Here is a 16306-nt window from a genome sequence, read left to right on the forward strand (position 1 = left end):
GATATAGTTATATAGCTATACGCGTATAATATCAAAAAGTAGGAGACCAGTTTCATGAGCGATTCCGAATTAGATCCTTCTATTTTGGCTTTATTAAATCAGGCGACTCAATCTACGGCACAGGAAGAAAACGGCGGCGAAGACGTGCCGGAAGGCGGCTCTTTTACCGATGAACAAGGCGCTCAGGAAACGGCTGAAGGAAAAACGAGCGATCCTATAAAAGTCGATCTAAGTAAAAAAGAATTTGCTCCCGTAGAAAAATTTTTTCAAGACGTACCTGCCGATTTTTTTGACGACCCGTCGTATTATAAAACGGCGCTGTCCGGAGAAGACCAGTCGGCGCAGAGACTCCATTCCGTACTCTCAAAGTATTTAAAATGCCGCGACGCTCAGGACAGGACGGTTTTTCGACAGCGTCTTGTCAGCGCATATTGGGAATTTTTCCGTTCTATCGCGCCTAAGATGAGACTCCTTTCTACGCCGATGCCTAAGCGTCTTTTGCTGCGATACGGCGTGCTCCTTCCGTCGTTGTTTACGCCCGAACAAAAACAAATGTTTGCCAAGGCATTTATTGAAAACACGTCGGACGAACCTGTTTTTTACGTAGACGAGTGGTTTAAGGAAATAGCGTCAGGGCGCCTGCCCATATCGGCAACGGACGAAGCCCGCCCTGCCCACAAGGCTTCTTCGCCCGCAGAAGTGGATACCGCCGAACAGCAGTATCTTTTACAGCTGCAGACTAAAAACAGCGGAAAGCTGCAAAATTCGGAAAGTCTTTTAAGCGTAAAAGAAAACGAAAGAAGCATGCTTGAATCCGAGCTCAGAAACCGCATAGACATGCTTTTGGAGCATCAACCGGCCATCGGGCTTGAACCGCACAAGATGCCTTATTCAGATTTACAAAAAAAATTATTTTCCGAAATAAATGAAAGATTGCGCGCTCTCTCAAGAAACGATAAGGAATTATCCGCCAACTTTAAGGATTTCAGAGAGGCAAAAGAAATACAGACAAGCCTGCAGGAAAAGATAGCCGCCGGACCGCAGCTTGTCGAAGTAAGGAAGTCGGATATTGATACTGAAATGACTACCGTGCGCCAAATGGTAAAAATGACCGTAGGACGACAGGGCAATCAATTCCCGATCTTTTCAAGGGAATTTTTCCACTGTCTGCCTAAGGAAACGGGTTTTCGTGAAAATGTTATTTCAATACTGTCTTGGATAGAATCCATAGATCCGGGAGCCTTTTGCCGGATTCACAAGAATGTCCCCAATAGGATTGTGCCTTTTGTGCTCCTTGTTCCTTCTTACGGGGAATTCGGCTTTTGCTGGGAACCCTTTGACCGCTACAACCGTATCACAAGCCGCGGCCGCATTGTGATCCCCATGTATCCGCGCAACCTTCAAATTTCAATATTGCGCGCCGTTGCGGATCTTCGCTGGCAGGTCGCAAAAGAAAAAGCTTCTTACTACTGGATGGAAGAAGGACTGACCGGACAGTATTACCAGTGGATAGATTCCCAAAAATTAAAAGGCGACCTCAAATCGTTTTTTATCGAAGATTATATCCTATGGATGACTAAGGAATCTACCGGCGTCCAGCGGCTTGAAAAGACCGTTCGGGGAATTTTTTGGAGACACCTTCCCTTCCCGCAGAGTCTCAAAGACGAGCTCAAAAAGAGAAGCCTCGCTTATGCGGAACTTTATCAAAAAGATATAAACCGTGCCATGTCGGACGGATATTGATTTTTTTACAGAGAGGGCTTCGTTTTTGCCTTTGCCGTCAAATTGCTTAAAAACTGCCTCGGCGCGTCGGTCACGGCAGTGCGGCATAAACGCACATTTTAGGGGCGTGAACTTTTTTTACTGTATAAATATTGATTCGCTATCTTTTTGTTTATCTTGTCTTTAAGATCGAATTTAACGATGATAAAGCGTATGATTTTTACCGATAAGATTATATCTAGTATTAGGCCCGCCGCCAAAATGAACGGCATAACTATGTGGAGCGGCAAAGAAGACGAAAAATTAAAGACTTTGTAAATCACAAGAACCGCTACGATAAACAACGCGACGAGCAGGGCAATCATAAAAATAAAATTAAACACTCCTACGGCTATGGAAAAAATAATCGTGTTTTTTTTGCGCTGATATTCGGTAATTTTTACCTCGTCCATCATTTATCCTCCGGATTTTCTTTTTTTATCGCGTAGACAAAGGAAAATATTAAAATTGCCCCGCAGACGACTACGGCCGAATCAGCTACGTTAAACGTAGGCCATCTTTCCATTCCGAACAGGCCGTAAAATTTGACGTCGATAAAATCTACCACGCCTTCGCTTCTGAAAATTCTGTCAAAAAGGTTCCCCAGGCCTCCGCCGAGAACTCCGCAAATACTCCAGCGCTGCAATTTTGAAAATTCATTGTTTCTAAAATAAATGATAAACACGAGCAAAATCACAAAAAACGGCATGACGGAAAAAAGCGCCGCACGGATGTGAGAGGGCAGACTTCCGCCTACGCTAAAAGCGATTCCCGGGTTGCTCACATGGATAATCCGTAAAAAATCCCCTAAAAACGACGCCCCTATTGAAAAAGGCGGAATCCGCTTTACGATAAGCGCTTTTGAAAGCTGATCCGAAATAAAAACCGCCGCCGTCAAAATTAAGGGAATGAGCTTTTGTTTAAATTTTATTTCAGTCATTTTTATGATCCTGTTTACAATCCTGTAGGAAAATCGATAAAGACGGTCTTAATGCCGGTTTCTTTTTCAAGCTTTTGCCGGACAAGATTTATTCCGACGGTTTCCGTCTGATAGTGACCGCCGGCGATAAGATTAAGTTTGAGTTCTTTTGCGGAATGAAAAACTTCGTGGCCTATCTCTCCGGTTATGTAAGCGTCGATTCCTTCGTTTGCAGCCTGAACATGATCTTCGCCCGCCGCTCCTGAAATTATAGCTACAGTCCTTATTTTTTTTACACCGAACGGCAAAACGTACAAAGGTTTTTCGCCCTTGTTCAAGGCCCTTTGAGACAACTCTTCTACGGTAAGAGGGTTTGGCAGAGCGCCTTTAACGCCTATCGTCATCCCTCTCCATTGCCCGAACGGGCTCAGATCGGTAAGTCCTAACCGAAAAGCTATTCCGTAATTATTACCGACGCTGCTGTTTGAATCAAGGGGAATATGACTTGCATAAAGGGCAAGGTCGTTTTTTAAAAAAATATTTATACGCTCGTAGTGTACGCCGGTTATAGTATCACATTGTCCCCAAAAAAGTCCGTGATGGACAAAAAGAAGGTCCGCTCCCTCTTCCGCTGCGCGCAAAGCCGTAGCGGCACAGGCGTCGACGGCAAAGGCAACCTTTATTATCTGCTTACCGCTGGGCGAAGAATTTGAGATCTGTATGCCGTTCTTGGAAGGATCGTTAATAAAATCTTCCTTGCGCAAAAAACCGTTAAAATAAGCGTCCAATTCGGTCAACGTCATTTTTCCTCCAACGCCTGTTTTGTGCGTAAGACCATATAAGAAGGCACAATTAATGTCGGTTCCCGCTTTGTTCCTAAAACATAGGCGGTAAAAGGATCGGTCTGAGTTACGCAGCCGTATCCCTTGTTCTTATAAAGATCTACGGAAGCTAAAGAAAAGACGCCTTTAAAATCGGGGGAATTTTCTTCACTCAGCTTTATAAGAGCTTTTTCCTGCATGAGGTCGCCGATGTAAAAACAGCGGGTTTGTGAACCCTGCCGCTCCGAAACGATCTTTAGCAAAGTTTCGTATTCGTTTAAGACGGATCTTGTGAATTTCCATTCGTTTTTTATAAATTCGTCAGGCTTTTTTAAAGAAAGATAGATCAGGCCGCTTCGCCTGAAAAACGGCAGATCCAGCCTTGAAGAAACGTATGGAACAGGGCTTTGGTATAAATCCAAGGAATATATTGTGTACCCGGAGCGCGCAAGGAGTATCAGATACGGCCTGTACGACCTTGTGTCGCCCCTTTTGTCGGCGCTAAAAAGAATGACGGGCTTTTCGCTCGTCCTTTGTTCGTCCGTACCGTCTTTTTCTTTAAATGTCCATAAAACAGCTCCCTTGCCGTATCCTTGAAGCCTTTCGGCGGTTTCCGTCACACCGTAAGAAGAAGCGTCGACGGGCACTTCACGAAAATAGACGATCAGCACCGTCAATGCAATCGTGCAAATAAAAAAAAACAGTGAAAAAATATAAAAAACGGGACTGTATCTGTCTACATACAAGTGTGAAGCAAATCGCGATATGGCGTGTATGTTAAGGATGAATACCGCAAGCGAAAGGGCGAATATAAGCAATGCAGGAACGGTACAGCCCTGTGCAAGGATCTGAAAAAAAGAGACAATCAGGACGACGGGCGACAGAACCGTAACGGTTATGCTGTTTTTATGCTTTGAAAAAAAGATACGGCCGTTTATGAGAATTAATAGAAAGAGGCAAAGCAGGTTTCCCGTCAACGAGTCGGTCATGACAAAATATTATACGAAAAGATGAAATCTAGCAATGCAGAGAATTCAGTATTTTCGCTTCCATGTCGTATAAGGTCACCGTCTTATTTTCATATACGGCGAATCCCGCAGGGGAACCTCCTTTAGGCAGCGATACGGAGCCAGGATTGCAGACAAGAACGCCCGACTTGTTTTTTTCAAGGACTTGAATGTGCGTGTGTCCGTAAAAGATCACGGCCGAATCCGAAATAGGAGGTGTCTTGCTTCCGCTCACGGCGACATTGCCGTCGGCTCGTTCCGGCGCATACACGTGTCCGTGCGTGCAGAACAGGCGGACTCCTTCGTCAACTACAAGGGAATATGTTCCCAGCACCGGAAACTTTAAAACCATCTCTTCGACTTCCGCATCGCAGTTGCCGCGGCAGCATATTATCTTGTTTGCCAGCGGGTTAAGTATTTCTGCAACACGGCCGGGATTGTGTCCTTCAGGTAAAGGATTTCTCGGGCCGTGATATAGAATGTCGCCGAGCAAGATGATGTGATCCGCCTTCATCTTTGAAAATTGTTCTATGACTTTTTCACAAGCCGTAGCCGAGCCGTGAATATCCGAAAATATCAAGTATTTCATTTGCTTCTCCTATTAAAACGCTACGCGTTCCCTTTAGCCCATTCATAAAGTATTACCGAAGCGGCCTGCGCTACATTCAGGCTTTCAACCGGCGCCGCCTTATCAGGGTCCGTAAACATTCCGGCCGAAGGAATCACGACAAGAGCGTCGCAATTTTCTTTTACTTCCCGTGAAATGCCGTTTTCCTCATTGCCCAGCACGATAAGAGCCGGTTTTGCTTTACAAAGAGCATGTATCTGAGAAATGTGCGTTTTAGCCCCTACGTCGCTGCCCAGCCTGAACATCTTTCCTTTTAAGGCCTCAAGCAGCTTTAAAATCGACATGACGGAATAAATGTTTACAAGTTCCATGCCGCCTTGCGCTATGCGATAAGCGCTTGTCGTAATGGAAGTTTGCTCTTCCGTAAGCGGAATAATTATATTTTTCATCCCGAAAAAAGCTGCGCTTCTGACTATCGCGCCGAAATTGTTTGCGTTTCCTATTCTGTCAAGAAGAAGAGCTCCCTGCTTTTTGTGCAGCCAATCGTCCGTAATTTCGGAAGTGAGCGGTTCGATTTCAGGCTGGGCTATCATGGCCACAGCTCCTTGATGATGTACGCTCCCGCAAAGTTTTTCAAGCTCGGTGTCTTGTACCGTATTGTAGGGGATTTTATGCTGGGCAAGGAATTTGCATGCGCCGCCGAAGCTGTGTATGCGGTTTTCCGAAAAATACAGCCGCGTTATTTTTTCCGGATGAATGCGGGAAAGGGCAAGAACCGCTTCAAATCCGCAGACAGCGAGTTCTTTTTTTGCCTTGTTTTTCATAAAAAAAATATAGCAGTTTTTCGGAGGCGTAACAACTGAAAGCCGGAAGCTGCGCTGACTGAACCGCGCCGACAGCCGGAAACCTCGCCGAGAATTTAAGTCTGGACGAAAAATTAACCGCGGGAAATTTAAGTTTGACAACTGACAACAGAAAGTGTAAAATCCTCTATCTATTTGGTCGAATTTCGAATTTTGAAAATATCAGCCAGTAATGCTATGCTTTCGGCGAGAACGCTGTTCGGCTTCGCCTCACTACCGAGTTTGCTCCGCAAACTCGCTGTGTATGCCGCGGTCGAGCTTTTTAAGAAGAATTCTGTAAGCATGACGCTCGAAGCGTCACGCAGCCGGAACCTCTCCTCCGCACAGTTTTGTTCGTTTTCAAAATTCACCATTCAGTTGGCACACTAAAGGGTTGGAAAATTTCGAGTTTTATCAAACTCGAAATTAACCCTATTATAAATACACGGAGAAATACATGGCTAAAACAGCAAAACTTGTATATTTTTTTGGCAACGGCAAGTCCGAAGGAAACGCGAGCATGCGTTCGGAACTTGGTGGAAAAGGCGCAAATCTTGCCGAAATGACGAACATAGGCATTCCCGTTCCTCCGGGATTTACAATTTCTACGGAAGTTTGCAAACTTTTTTATGAAAACGACAAACAGTATCCGTCTCAGTTAAAAAGCGAAGTGGCGGAAAATCTTTGCAAGCTTGAAAAAGCTTTCGGAAAAAAATTCGGCGATGAAAAGGATCCTCTTTTAGTCTCCGTGCGCTCCGGAGCCGCAGCCTCAATGCCCGGTATGATGGATACGATTTTAAATCTGGGACTCAACGATAAATCGGTGGAAGGCCTTGCAAAGAAAACGGAAAATCCGCGCTTTGCATGGGACGCATACAGACGCTTTATACAGATGTTCGGCGACGTGGCCATGGGTATAGATCACGATAAATTCGAGCGGATCATAGACGAAGTAAAATCACACAAAGGCAAAAAACTCGACACGGAACTCGATACTTCCGAAATTCAGGAAATCGTGGCCAAGTATAAAAAACTTTACAAAAAAGAAAAAAAATCCGATTTCCCTCAAGATCCTATCGAGCAGATGTGGTATGCGATCAACGCCGTGTTCGGTTCTTGGATGAACGCGCGCGCAATAAAATACCGTGAACTCAACAACATAAAGTATCTCAAGGGAACCGCTGTAACCGTCATGGCCATGGTCTTCGGCAACATGGGCGAAGATTCGTGTACGGGAGTATGCTTCAGCCGGAACGCGGCGACGGGCGAAAACAAATTCTACGGAGAGTATCTTGTAAACGCACAGGGTGAAGACGTCGTTGCGGGAATCAGAACCCCCGAAGAGATAGACGTGCTTGCCAAAAAAAATCCGCATATTTACAAAGAACTGATAGAAATACGCGACAGACTTGAAAAACACTATCACGATATGCAGGACATGGAATTCACCGTTCAGCAGGGAAAGCTTTTCCTTTTACAGTGCAGAAACGGCAAGAGAACCGGCGCCGCGGCGGTTAAAATGGCCGTCGACATGGTTACGGAAAAGCTCATAGACAAAGAAACTGCCGTCATGAGAGTTGAACCCGGACATTTGGACCAGCTTCTTCACCCCGGCATCGACGCAAAAGCGGCAAAACTTTCAGGCGCGATCACAAAGGGTCTTAACGCTTCTCCCGGAGCCGGCTGCGGCCAAATCGTGTTTACGGCCGAGGATGCCGAAGAGTGGGTGAAAGAAGGCAAAAAAGTTCTTTTAGTCCGTAAGGAAACCAGCCCGGACGATATCGCCGGCATGAACGTTTCTCAGGGAATTCTTACGGCAACGGGCGGAAGGACAAGCCATGCGGCGGTTGTATGCCGCGGTATGGGTAAGCCCTGCGTTTCCGGCGCGGAAGAAATAAAATTTACTTCCGCAAAAGAGATAAGCGTCAACGGAAAAACATACAAAGAGGGAGACTGGATGACTATTGACGGAACTACCGGCGAAGTCTACGGCGAAAAAATTCCTCTGGTAGAAGCGGTTTCTTCAAAAGAATTGGACACCTTTATGGCCTGGTGCGACGAGATCCGCAACAAGTCCGTGAGAACGCCGAAGGTCGGAAACAAAATTAAAGGATTCGGCGTGCGCGCGAACGGCGATCAACCGATCGATGCAAAAAACGCATTTAAATTCGGAGCGGAAGGAATAGGCCTTTGCCGAACGGAGCATATGTTTTTTGATCCTGAAAAACTTGTGTATTTTCAAGCTATGATAAGCGCCGATTCCACTGAAATGCGGGAAAAAGCTCTTAAAAAAATTCTTCCGCTGCAAAAAAAAGATTTCGCAGGTATCTTTAAAGCGATGAAAGGAAACCCCGTAATAATACGGTTCCTTGATCCGCCCCTGCATGAGTTCATTCCTCACGATGAAGAGGGAACAAAAAAAGTACAGGCTGTCCTCAAAGAAGAGGGAATTGAAATCGACCTTAAAACCTTGGAGATGAAATTTAACGGTCTTAAAGAATTCAATCCTATGCTCGGGCACCGCGGCTGCCGGCTTGCGGTTACTTATCCTGAAATTTACAAGATGCAGACGGAAGCCGTTACTCTTGCGGCCATAGAGTGCATGAAAAAAGGCGAAAAAGTTTTACCCTACATCATGATCCCGATTGTGTGCGACCCGAAAGAGCTTTCCGTGATCCGCGCGGAATGTGAAAAAGTTATCGCGGAAGTTGAAAAGAAAAAGGGTCAAAAGGCGAATATAGAAATCGGCACGATGATAGAAGTTCCCAGAGCCGCTTTGCTTGCGGACGAAATAGCAAAGCATGCGGATTTTTTCAGCTTCGGAACGAACGATCTTACCCAGATGACCTTCGCTTTCAGCCGGGACGACGCAGGGAAATTCCTTGAATCATATTACAAAAGAGACATTCTTCCCTCGGATCCGTTTAAAACTCTTGATGAAAACGGAGTGGGAAAACTTTTGCAGTACGCGGTTGAAAAAGCCAGGTCGGTAAAACCGAATTTTCACTGCGGTATATGCGGAGAGCACGGCGGTGATCCTGAAACTATAGATTTTTGCTACCGTGCGGGGCTGAACTATGTTTCTTGTTCTCCGTTCCGCGTTCCTATAGCGCGCTTGGCTGCGGCGCAAGCCGTTGTCCGAAATAAATAGGCGCGACTGATCCGGCTCGTGCAGGCGGCAGGGCGGCTGTCCTAAAACTTCGGTTTTCGGACAGTTTTCCTTGATATGCTGCTTTTGCGGCGGCTCCTTTCTCCGGTCGGGCAAGCGGTCAAACGGGCAGCCGGTCGATGAATCAATCGGCCGTTCGGTAACAGTTGCCCGGCCAAGTCAGTCGAGCGACCGGTTATCTATCGGTTAATCAAGCGATTTATTGATCATCGGCGGCCGGTGGTATCTATTGGGCGTCTGTCAGCCCGTCAAGCGGTCAGACCGAAGGCCGATCCGGCTTTTTTCCCTTGTTCGCCGCCGCTTCGCGGAGCATTTCCTTTATAAGGGCAATGGAAGCGCCGTAGTTTTTACTGGTCATGGAGGGGAAATGGCGCAGCAGGGTTTCAGCATTTTTTTGCCGCCGGCGTGTGTCTTCGATTTTTTCAAGAAGCCTTTTGCTGAACTGTTCTCTGTGCTGCTTTGAACGCTCTTTTATTGACAGGAGCATTTCGTTCAGGTCGCCCTTTTTGAACCAGCTTTCCGAAGAAAATCTTTCTTCAAGTTCTTCTTTGAACTCTTTTAGTTTTACCATCGTTTCACTGAAGCCGACAAGCCGCCGGAGTGTGTTCGACAAATCTGCGAAGAGAGCGACGGCTATAAAGGATGCAACCCATCTTGCGCCTTTTTCCGACAACGAAAATACGATAGTTAAAAAGAGCGGCTGCACAAAGTGAGAGCAGAGAACGCCCATCAGTCCGAATAAGACGGAATTTAAAAGACACACTCGGCCGTGCAGGTTGAATTTTTTGTCGGAATAATCCCACCATTTTGTTTTAAACAGCGTTTCAAGGAGCCAGCTGCTTACATATTCAAGGACGGAACAAAAAAATGCCGAAGCAAAAAAAAGTTCTACCCACGTCCCTTTCCAGTTTTCAAGACCGTGTAAAACAATGAGTCCTCCGAATCCGTATATCGGACAGATCGGCCCGTGTAAAAAACCTCTGTTTACAAATTTCCGTTCAAAAAAAATACCTACGTAAAGAACTTCGCAAGTCCATCCTAAAAAACTGTACAGAATAAAAAGCAAAAAAAGACGCGGCGTCGTTATTATTTGGAACATGATATTGAAATATAACACGATTTTTGCGTCTTGACTACGCGCAACATTTTTTATATAGTAAAGACGTAAACGGGGGTGTAGCTCACCTGGCTAGAGCGCTTGCATGGCATGCAAGAGGTAGTCGGTTCAAGTCCGATCATCTCCAAAAAACAAAGATCCGTCGCTATTTACCGCATGTTAAATCAACTGTAAATTTTAAAGAACTGACTACCGAATTTTACCCCAAAAAATCCTTTTTAAAGGCTTTTATCTGTTTGGAAATATTTTTATTGACTTTTTCTGCATCAAAAGTTGACAGATCCATATCGTCTACCCCAAGCCACTCTTTGTATTGCTTGTAATTTTTTCCGGTTTTTACTCTGAATGCTTCTTTTATTGCCTCAAGTCCGCCGATCCCGCCGCAATCTTCAATAATCCCGCTTCCTTTTCCGTCCGTAACAAATGGAAGCGAAGACACCGGAATGTCCGTTAAAAAGTCGGATTTTTTAAGCTCTAACTTTATATCCCAACCGTCGCCGAAATCATACAAAAAGTGAATTTCAGGATTTTCTTTATTCAAAAATCTTATAATTTTTACAGCATAGGCTTCAAAACATTCAGGAGCTTGCAGACCGAGCGTTTCAAGCATAAAATCCGCATCGGCTCTGTCCATTTCTTCATCAATGTAACTTTTAATTTTTATGTCGCTTACAAATTCGAGCATATTTTTTATGCTTTCTTTTGAAAATCCTTTTTTCCTAAGTTCTTTTTCCTTTCGGTCTCGGCGCCTGATTTCAAATTCATACAGGTGGCTTCCGTCCATATTGAACATTATCATAAGTGCAAAGGCAAGGTTTTCCATTGTCGTGTTCGGGCTTATGATAAATTCCCGCCAGATTTCTTTTTCAAAACCGCAAAGAAGCGCTTTTATTTTATAGACGGGTTTTTCCTTAAGTTTTTTTTGTCGAATAACAGTAGAATTTTGCACAGGCTGTATCATAGCGGCAGAGAGAATCATGTTTTTGGGAATAACCATTTCTTCGTTTTCACAAGCAAGCAAGTTTTTATAAGATCTTTTGTTTAATATGTCGTTTAGCTGTTTTAAACTCAAATCTTCTTGTAAATTCGCCTGAAACCTTAGCATAAAAGGAATTGAAGATTTCATCCCCCTCATAGATCCCTGCACTGCACGCGAATTCGTCTTTCTAATTGAATTTTCCGCAAGAAAAGGTTTTATGTTGTTCAAAAATAGTTCCGCCATTCCGTTGGCATCAAAATATTCTTTAATTTTTTCTGTTGCCGATAAGATAAAATCTTCTTTTGAATTAAGATCTTTTGCCGGAATTACCACGGAAAAAAGCGAATAGGCATTTGTCAAAAGAAAATATTTTTTTCCATCTAAACTATCAATAATATCAACAAACCAGTCTGAATATTTATTTTGAGGAGCGGTATCGTCTTCATAATAAGCGTTTATATAATCCAATGCATTTTTTGTAAGTCTAAAAACCATAGTTATATTATAGCAGAGAATTAAAAAAACGGGGAGATTTAACTTCGATCGCTGAAAATAGCCGCAGTTATATGAACCAAAATACCTCTGTGTACATCGGTTTATGGCGAATTTTGGCAAAGTCAAAATATTGCTTTTACATATCTTATCGCCGATTCCGGCACAGCGTGTTCCGGAACGCGCAGCGACGGTTTAAGTTGACATTATTGACAGTAAAAGCCAACCACGCTGTGTTTTAGGCGCAAACCTAAAAAGATGTATACATCCTCGGCTCGGCATAAAAACTGCGAATGGACTCCATAGTGTGATCGATACACCAGCGCTTGGCATCGGTCATTGGCGATTCTTTAAAAACTATAAAGATCTTCAGAATAGATGGAACACCGCCAGGCATTAAAAAAACAGGCTTCTCATCAGTTTTGACGACGTCGGCGTAGTATACGGACTGATAGGTGGTGCCGAGTCCTTTCAGAGCAAGTTGATAGGCGGTATTGTTGTTGGCGATGAAGACGATGTCCTTTGGCGCTAGGCGATGCTGCGAAAAGAGCTGCTGCGTATAGAAATTCAGACCGTTTTTTGTAGAAGGGGAGAAAAAAGTCTGGTTGTTGATGAATTCTGGCGGGACATCCAATGGATGGAACGGATCGTTTTTTTGTATATTCATACCGGCAAGATGAGGATTCTGAGCGCCGGTTACAAGGCAGTGTGATTCTTCCGCGAGCATAAGATAACTAAGCGAACCGACGTAAAGAAACGACTCGATAATCGCTATATCGACAGCGTTATGCTGGACTTTTTCCGCCATGACTTCATCTCGACCTTCAAAAACAGAAAGATGAATGCCCGGGAAACGGTGGTACAGATCGGGGAGAATGTGGGGCAGCATGAGCTCGCCGCGGTTACGGCCTACGGCAATGCGGAGAGTCTCGTATGCAGGCTGATCGAGGCGCCGAATAGATTCCAAAAGCTGATCCTTTCGATACTCGATGTCTTTCATCATCGTGATGTATTGCTGCCCGGCGGGAGTTATGCGTAAAGGAGATTTACTTCGATCCAAAAGCTTTACGCCCAAGTTTGCTTCCAGCCGATTCAGATAGGAAGTCAGCGCAGGTTGTGAGATGTAAAGCCGCTCTGCCGCACGGGTGATATTCAGTTCTTCTGCAAGAGTAATCAGATAGTTCAGCTGTTCGTAATCCCGCTTATGCATGTACATCCATCCATATTTCAATCATATCATAGAGAGAAAAAGAATGTAAAGAATATCATAAGATGTGAGTTATGATGAGATAATACTATTGGTATTAGACGGATCCGATAAAACCAATTAAAATAAATTAAGAAAAGGCGCTTGTTCGATTTGTAATATGAAGTATCAGCCAAATACAAATATACAATTACGTGCAAAGGGGTAATGTCGATGAACGAAAAAACCATTAACGTAAACCGGTTGCGGAGTTCCAGAGTGTTTCGTAAAGAACTTACGCCGTATCTTTTGCTGCTCCCTGTAGTACTGATGATTGTTTGCTTTATGTTGTATCCGATTTGCAGTGTTTTTTCCATGAGCCTTGAAAACTATAAGGCGACTAAACCGAATGCCCGCGCTTTCGTCGGTATTGCCAATTACGTTAAGATCTTTACAAAAGACAAAATGTTTATAAAGACTCTCGGCAACACTTCCAAGTGGGTTATAGTCAGTGTCCTGTTTCAGACTGTATTAGGCTTCTGGCTGGCGTATTTGCTTAACAAGCGGTTTAAGGGGCGCGGTATTATCCGTGCCTTTGCACTTGTCCCGTGGGCAGTTGCGGGCGTTATGGTCGGCATCATCTGGAAGCTCATACTCGGTGAGACCTTCGGTGTGTTCAATGACATACTGAAGCGTCTGAATATCATTTCCGTAAATATGTCCTGGTTCTCTACGCCGGGTAAAGCGATGTTTGCGGCGGTTCTCTCCAATGTATGGCGCGGCATTCCGTTTTTTACAATCAGTTATCTATCCGCACTTTCCAGCATCCCTGACGATCTCTACGAGTCCGTAACTATAGACGGCGCGGGTCCTATCCGTATGCTCTTTTCAATTACCATACCGATGATTAAAGACACCATTATTCTTACGACGCTGCTCCGGGCAATCTGGACTTTCAATGCGGTAGATCTCATCATAAGCTTGACCGACGGCGGCCCGAACCGCGGCACAACCACTCTTGCACTATATATCATGAACAAGTTCTCCGGCGAGTTTGACTACGGATATGCATCAACCCTTGCTGTGATCGCGACAACGATGATGATGTTGCTTGCATTCGTCTATATTACTCTGGGCAAGCTCGGAAAGGACGGTGTAAACGGATGACAATCGCTACGAAGAAAAAACTTTCGGATATCGCTTTCCGAAACATTCCTCTTGCAGTTTTTCTAGTCTTTACGCTGTTCCCGTTCTATTGGATCATCAATACTTCATTGAAGGGCAGTATTGAGGTTTTTGCCACACCTATCCTGTATTGGCCTCTGAATCCCACGCTGGCAAACTTTCAAGGGCTGTTTACTCGCTTCGGTTTCGGAACATTCTTTGTTAACAGCGTAATCGTGGCGTCGGTAACAACATTTCTGGTTACGGTGATGTCGTTGCTCGGCGGTTATGCAATGAGTCGTTATAAGTTCAAGGGTAAGGTTTTCATGTATATTCTGTTGCTTATTACACAGATGCTGCCGGCGGTCGTACTGATGATTCCGCTCTTCCAGATGATGAACAATATGAAACTTATCAATAATCTTATTTCGCTGATTATCGTCTGTTCCTGCACAAATCTGCCGTTCTGTCTGTTCATGATGATGGGGTATTTCAATTCTATTTCGGTATCGCTTGAAGAGGCGGCGCAGATCGACGGGTGTACGCTGCTTCAGTCGATTTTCCTTATTCTGCTTCCGGCTATGCTCCCCAGCATCATTGCAACCGGAGCGTATGCGTTTATCAACACCTGGAACGTGTATGTCTATGCGACGGCATTCATTACCGATAAAGCGGTCTATACGCTGCCGCTCGGACTCAAAATGTTCCAGGGAGAATATGGTACGGATTACGGCAGCCTTGCTGCCGGCTGTGTAGTCGCACTTGTACCGGTTATCATGATTTTTGCCTTTATCCAGAAACACCTATCGGGAGGCGCAACTGCCGGCGCTGTCAAAGGATAAGGGAGAGAATAAAGATTAAGGGGTATCTTTTAAAAACTTCGGTTTTTAGAAGGTTCCCTAAGGAGGACTTAACTGTGAAAAAGACTTTTTCTTTTCTGCTTGCCCTGTCGCTTATGCTGGCATTTACCGCCTGCTCCAAGGCAAAGCCGAAAACCGTCAATTTTTGGTATCATTCTGCCGATCCGGTGACTGATGCCTATTTCGAAGGCAAAATTGCCGAATTGAACGCTTCTCAGAATGAATACAACTTTGTTTACACCAGTTTTGCGTTTGCTGATTTCCAAGAAAAATTTCAAATGGCTGTTATGACCGACGTTATGCCGGACGTTGTGTCACTTGGTTTTTCCAACATTGCCACCTTCACTGCGCAGGACACCCTGCTTCCGCTGAATGATATGATTAGTCGGATGGATAACTATCAGTACATCGATGAAAACCTCATGGCTAACCTTATTTCTCTGGGGAACGGAACTATCTACGGTCTGCCGTATGCATACAATCAGGAGGTTGCTTGGTACAACACAGTCAAGTTTGCGGAAATGGGAATTAAAGCCGCTCCGGCAACACAGAAAGAGTTTTTGGCGCTCTGTGAAAAATATGCCGACAAAAAGAACGGCACCTACTTTGCCAGTCTCCGCGGCGTTCGCCCGTATGACAGCCTGCTGGCATGGCTTTTCACCTATACCGACGGCTGCGGCTATAACGGCAGCTGGTTCAACGAAAACGGCAAATGCATCCTAAGCGATGCCCGTTTTGTTGAGGCGCTAAACGTTTATGCCGACATTTACAAAAAGGGCTGGGTTTCCAGCGACTCTGTGAACAACAACTATGCGGAGATCGTTGCCGAGTTCGGCTCCGGCGTTTCTATGTATATTGTTCACAATTCTTCTTCCGAATCCACTCACCGAAAAAATTTGGGCGAGGGAAACTTTGCTTCTGCCCGCGTTCTTGCCAATGCTGCCGGCCATTACTATGCTTCCGGTCTGCAGCCGAACGTATACTGCATAGCTAAAAACAAAAATCCTAAACATAACTACACCGGCGCCATAAAGCTGATCGACTGGATGATAAGCGCTGAAATCGACGGCGGTCTCTGTGAAAAAGTCGGCCGTGTTCCCTGCAACACCCAGATTGTTGAACAGGACTGGTATAAGAACAATGTTAACATGATGCTTTATGCCGATTATCTAACGGATAAAAACTACATGCAGATCCTCAACCCTTATTGGCTGAGCGATTTCTCCACGATGATTACCACCGATATGACCGCTGACTTCCAGGCTGTTCTTCTTGGGGATATGACTGCTAAAGACTGTTGCGCCAAGTGGGCAAAGCAGATCGACGAATATCAAGCTGAATATCTGGCAAGCCTTTAATCCGGCTATACAAGAGTCATTCTTGTGGGATAATTTCATTGCTCTGTGGTTTAAATAACCCAG

The 16306-nt window shown here is 44.8% G+C and carries 14 protein-coding genes and 1 tRNA gene; 6 read left to right on the forward strand and 9 right to left on the reverse strand.

Features of this window, described 5'->3' with window-relative positions:
• The first annotated feature begins 54 nt into the window (after window positions 1-54).
• On the forward strand, window positions 55-1743 hold the full coding sequence (locus tag HRI96_RS11095) for a hypothetical protein (RefSeq protein ID WP_210117409.1): 1689 nt from the start codon (window positions 55-57) through the stop codon (window positions 1741-1743).
• A 98-nt stretch (window positions 1744-1841) separates the two neighbouring features.
• On the opposite strand, the gene HRI96_RS11100 is transcribed toward HRI96_RS11095, so the two are convergent.
• The 6 genes from HRI96_RS11100 to HRI96_RS11125 are packed head-to-tail and all read right to left on the reverse strand — an operon-like array spanning window position 1842 to window position 5900.
• Window positions 1842-2177: a hypothetical protein gene (locus HRI96_RS11100; protein WP_210117410.1), complete on the reverse strand. Its 336-nt coding sequence runs from the start codon at window positions 2175-2177 to the stop codon at window positions 1842-1844.
• Window positions 2174-2701, reverse strand: a complete 528-nt coding sequence (gene lspA, locus HRI96_RS11105; RefSeq protein ID WP_210117411.1) for a signal peptidase II — start codon at window positions 2699-2701, stop codon at window positions 2174-2176. The genes HRI96_RS11100 and lspA overlap by 4 nt, the downstream gene beginning before the upstream one ends.
• 14 nt (window positions 2702-2715) lie before the next feature.
• Window positions 2716-3483 carry a Nif3-like dinuclear metal center hexameric protein gene (locus HRI96_RS11110; RefSeq protein ID WP_210117412.1) on the reverse strand — a complete coding sequence of 256 codons (768 nt, stop codon included), beginning with the start codon at window positions 3481-3483 and terminating at the stop codon, window positions 2716-2718.
• On the reverse strand, window positions 3480-4490 hold the full coding sequence (locus HRI96_RS11115) for a hypothetical protein (RefSeq protein ID WP_210117413.1): 1011 nt from the start codon (window positions 4488-4490) through the stop codon (window positions 3480-3482). The genes HRI96_RS11110 and HRI96_RS11115 overlap by 4 nt, the downstream gene beginning before the upstream one ends.
• 28 nt (window positions 4491-4518) lie before the next feature.
• Window positions 4519-5097, reverse strand: coding sequence for a phosphodiesterase (gene yfcE / locus HRI96_RS11120; protein WP_210117414.1), 579 nt, complete (start codon window positions 5095-5097; stop codon window positions 4519-4521).
• Between the two features lie 20 nt (window positions 5098-5117).
• Window positions 5118-5900 carry a TrmH family RNA methyltransferase gene (locus tag HRI96_RS11125; RefSeq protein WP_210117415.1) on the reverse strand — a complete coding sequence of 261 codons (783 nt, stop codon included), beginning with the start codon at window positions 5898-5900 and terminating at the stop codon, window positions 5118-5120.
• A gap of 475 nt (window positions 5901-6375) precedes the next feature.
• Here HRI96_RS11125 and ppdK point away from each other — a divergent pair, with 475 nt between their 5' ends.
• A complete protein-coding gene (gene ppdK, locus HRI96_RS11130; RefSeq protein WP_210117416.1) occupies window positions 6376-9069 on the forward strand; it encodes a pyruvate, phosphate dikinase in 2694 nt (897 codons plus the stop codon).
• 274 nt (window positions 9070-9343) lie between these two features.
• Here ppdK and HRI96_RS11135 read toward each other — a convergent pair whose 3' ends face one another.
• A complete protein-coding gene (locus tag HRI96_RS11135) occupies window positions 9344-10186 on the reverse strand; it encodes a putative ABC transporter permease (protein WP_210117417.1) in 843 nt (280 codons plus the stop codon).
• Between the two features lie 71 nt (window positions 10187-10257).
• Between HRI96_RS11135 and HRI96_RS11140 the strand changes: the two genes are divergently transcribed.
• Window positions 10258-10331: transfer RNA gene (locus HRI96_RS11140), tRNA-Ala, on the forward strand.
• Between the two features lie 72 nt (window positions 10332-10403).
• Here HRI96_RS11140 and HRI96_RS11145 read toward each other — a convergent pair.
• Window positions 10404-11678 carry a plasmid pRiA4b ORF-3 family protein gene (locus HRI96_RS11145; protein ID WP_210117418.1) on the reverse strand — a complete coding sequence of 425 codons (1275 nt, stop codon included), beginning with the start codon at window positions 11676-11678 and terminating at the stop codon, window positions 10404-10406.
• A 247-nt stretch (window positions 11679-11925) separates the two neighbouring features.
• Complete coding sequence (locus HRI96_RS11150; protein ID WP_210117419.1) at window positions 11926-12885, reverse strand: LysR family transcriptional regulator; 960 nt, start codon at window positions 12883-12885, stop codon at window positions 11926-11928.
• Between the two features lie 255 nt (window positions 12886-13140).
• Between HRI96_RS11150 and HRI96_RS11155 the strand changes: the two genes are divergently transcribed.
• The 3 genes from HRI96_RS11155 (at window position 13141) to HRI96_RS11165 (ending at window position 16243) form a co-directional block, all read left to right on the forward strand.
• On the forward strand, window positions 13141-14028 hold the full coding sequence (locus HRI96_RS11155) for a carbohydrate ABC transporter permease (RefSeq protein ID WP_210117420.1): 888 nt from the start codon (window positions 13141-13143) through the stop codon (window positions 14026-14028).
• Window positions 14025-14867, forward strand: coding sequence for a carbohydrate ABC transporter permease (locus HRI96_RS11160; protein WP_210117421.1), 843 nt, complete (start codon window positions 14025-14027; stop codon window positions 14865-14867). Before HRI96_RS11155 ends, HRI96_RS11160 begins: the two co-directional genes overlap by 4 nt.
• Before the next feature lie 74 nt (window positions 14868-14941).
• Window positions 14942-16243, forward strand: coding sequence for an ABC transporter substrate-binding protein (locus HRI96_RS11165; protein ID WP_210117422.1), 1302 nt, complete (start codon window positions 14942-14944; stop codon window positions 16241-16243).
• The last annotated feature ends 63 nt before the right edge of the window (window positions 16244-16306 follow it).

Source organism: Treponema parvum, from assembly GCF_017893945.1.
GTDB classification, from domain to species: domain Bacteria; phylum Spirochaetota; class Spirochaetia; order Treponematales; family Treponemataceae; genus Treponema_D; species Treponema_D parvum_A.

Coding starts and splice junctions, on each gene's coding strand:
- HRI96_RS11095 (WP_210117409.1), top strand. CDS start 55: ATGAGCGATTCCGAATTAGATCCTTCTATTTTGGCTTTATTAAATCAG.
- yfcE (WP_210117414.1), bottom strand. CDS start 5,097: ATGAAATACTTGATATTTTCGGATATTCACGGCTCGGCTACGGCTTGT.
- HRI96_RS11115 (WP_210117413.1), bottom strand. CDS start 4,490: ATGACCGACTCGTTGACGGGAAACCTGCTTTGCCTCTTTCTATTAATT.
- ppdK (WP_210117416.1), top strand. CDS start 6,376: ATGGCTAAAACAGCAAAACTTGTATATTTTTTTGGCAACGGCAAGTCC.
- HRI96_RS11135 (WP_210117417.1), bottom strand. CDS start 10,186: ATGTTCCAAATAATAACGACGCCGCGTCTTTTTTTGCTTTTTATTCTG.
- HRI96_RS11145 (WP_210117418.1), bottom strand. CDS start 11,678: ATGGTTTTTAGACTTACAAAAAATGCATTGGATTATATAAACGCTTAT.
- HRI96_RS11110 (WP_210117412.1), bottom strand. CDS start 3,483: ATGACGTTGACCGAATTGGACGCTTATTTTAACGGTTTTTTGCGCAAG.
- HRI96_RS11100 (WP_210117410.1), bottom strand. CDS start 2,177: ATGATGGACGAGGTAAAAATTACCGAATATCAGCGCAAAAAAAACACG.
- lspA (WP_210117411.1), bottom strand. CDS start 2,701: ATGACTGAAATAAAATTTAAACAAAAGCTCATTCCCTTAATTTTGACG.
- HRI96_RS11150 (WP_210117419.1), bottom strand. CDS start 12,885: ATGCATAAGCGGGATTACGAACAGCTGAACTATCTGATTACTCTTGCA.
- HRI96_RS11125 (WP_210117415.1), bottom strand. CDS start 5,900: ATGAAAAACAAGGCAAAAAAAGAACTCGCTGTCTGCGGATTTGAAGCG.
- HRI96_RS11160 (WP_210117421.1), top strand. CDS start 14,025: ATGACAATCGCTACGAAGAAAAAACTTTCGGATATCGCTTTCCGAAAC.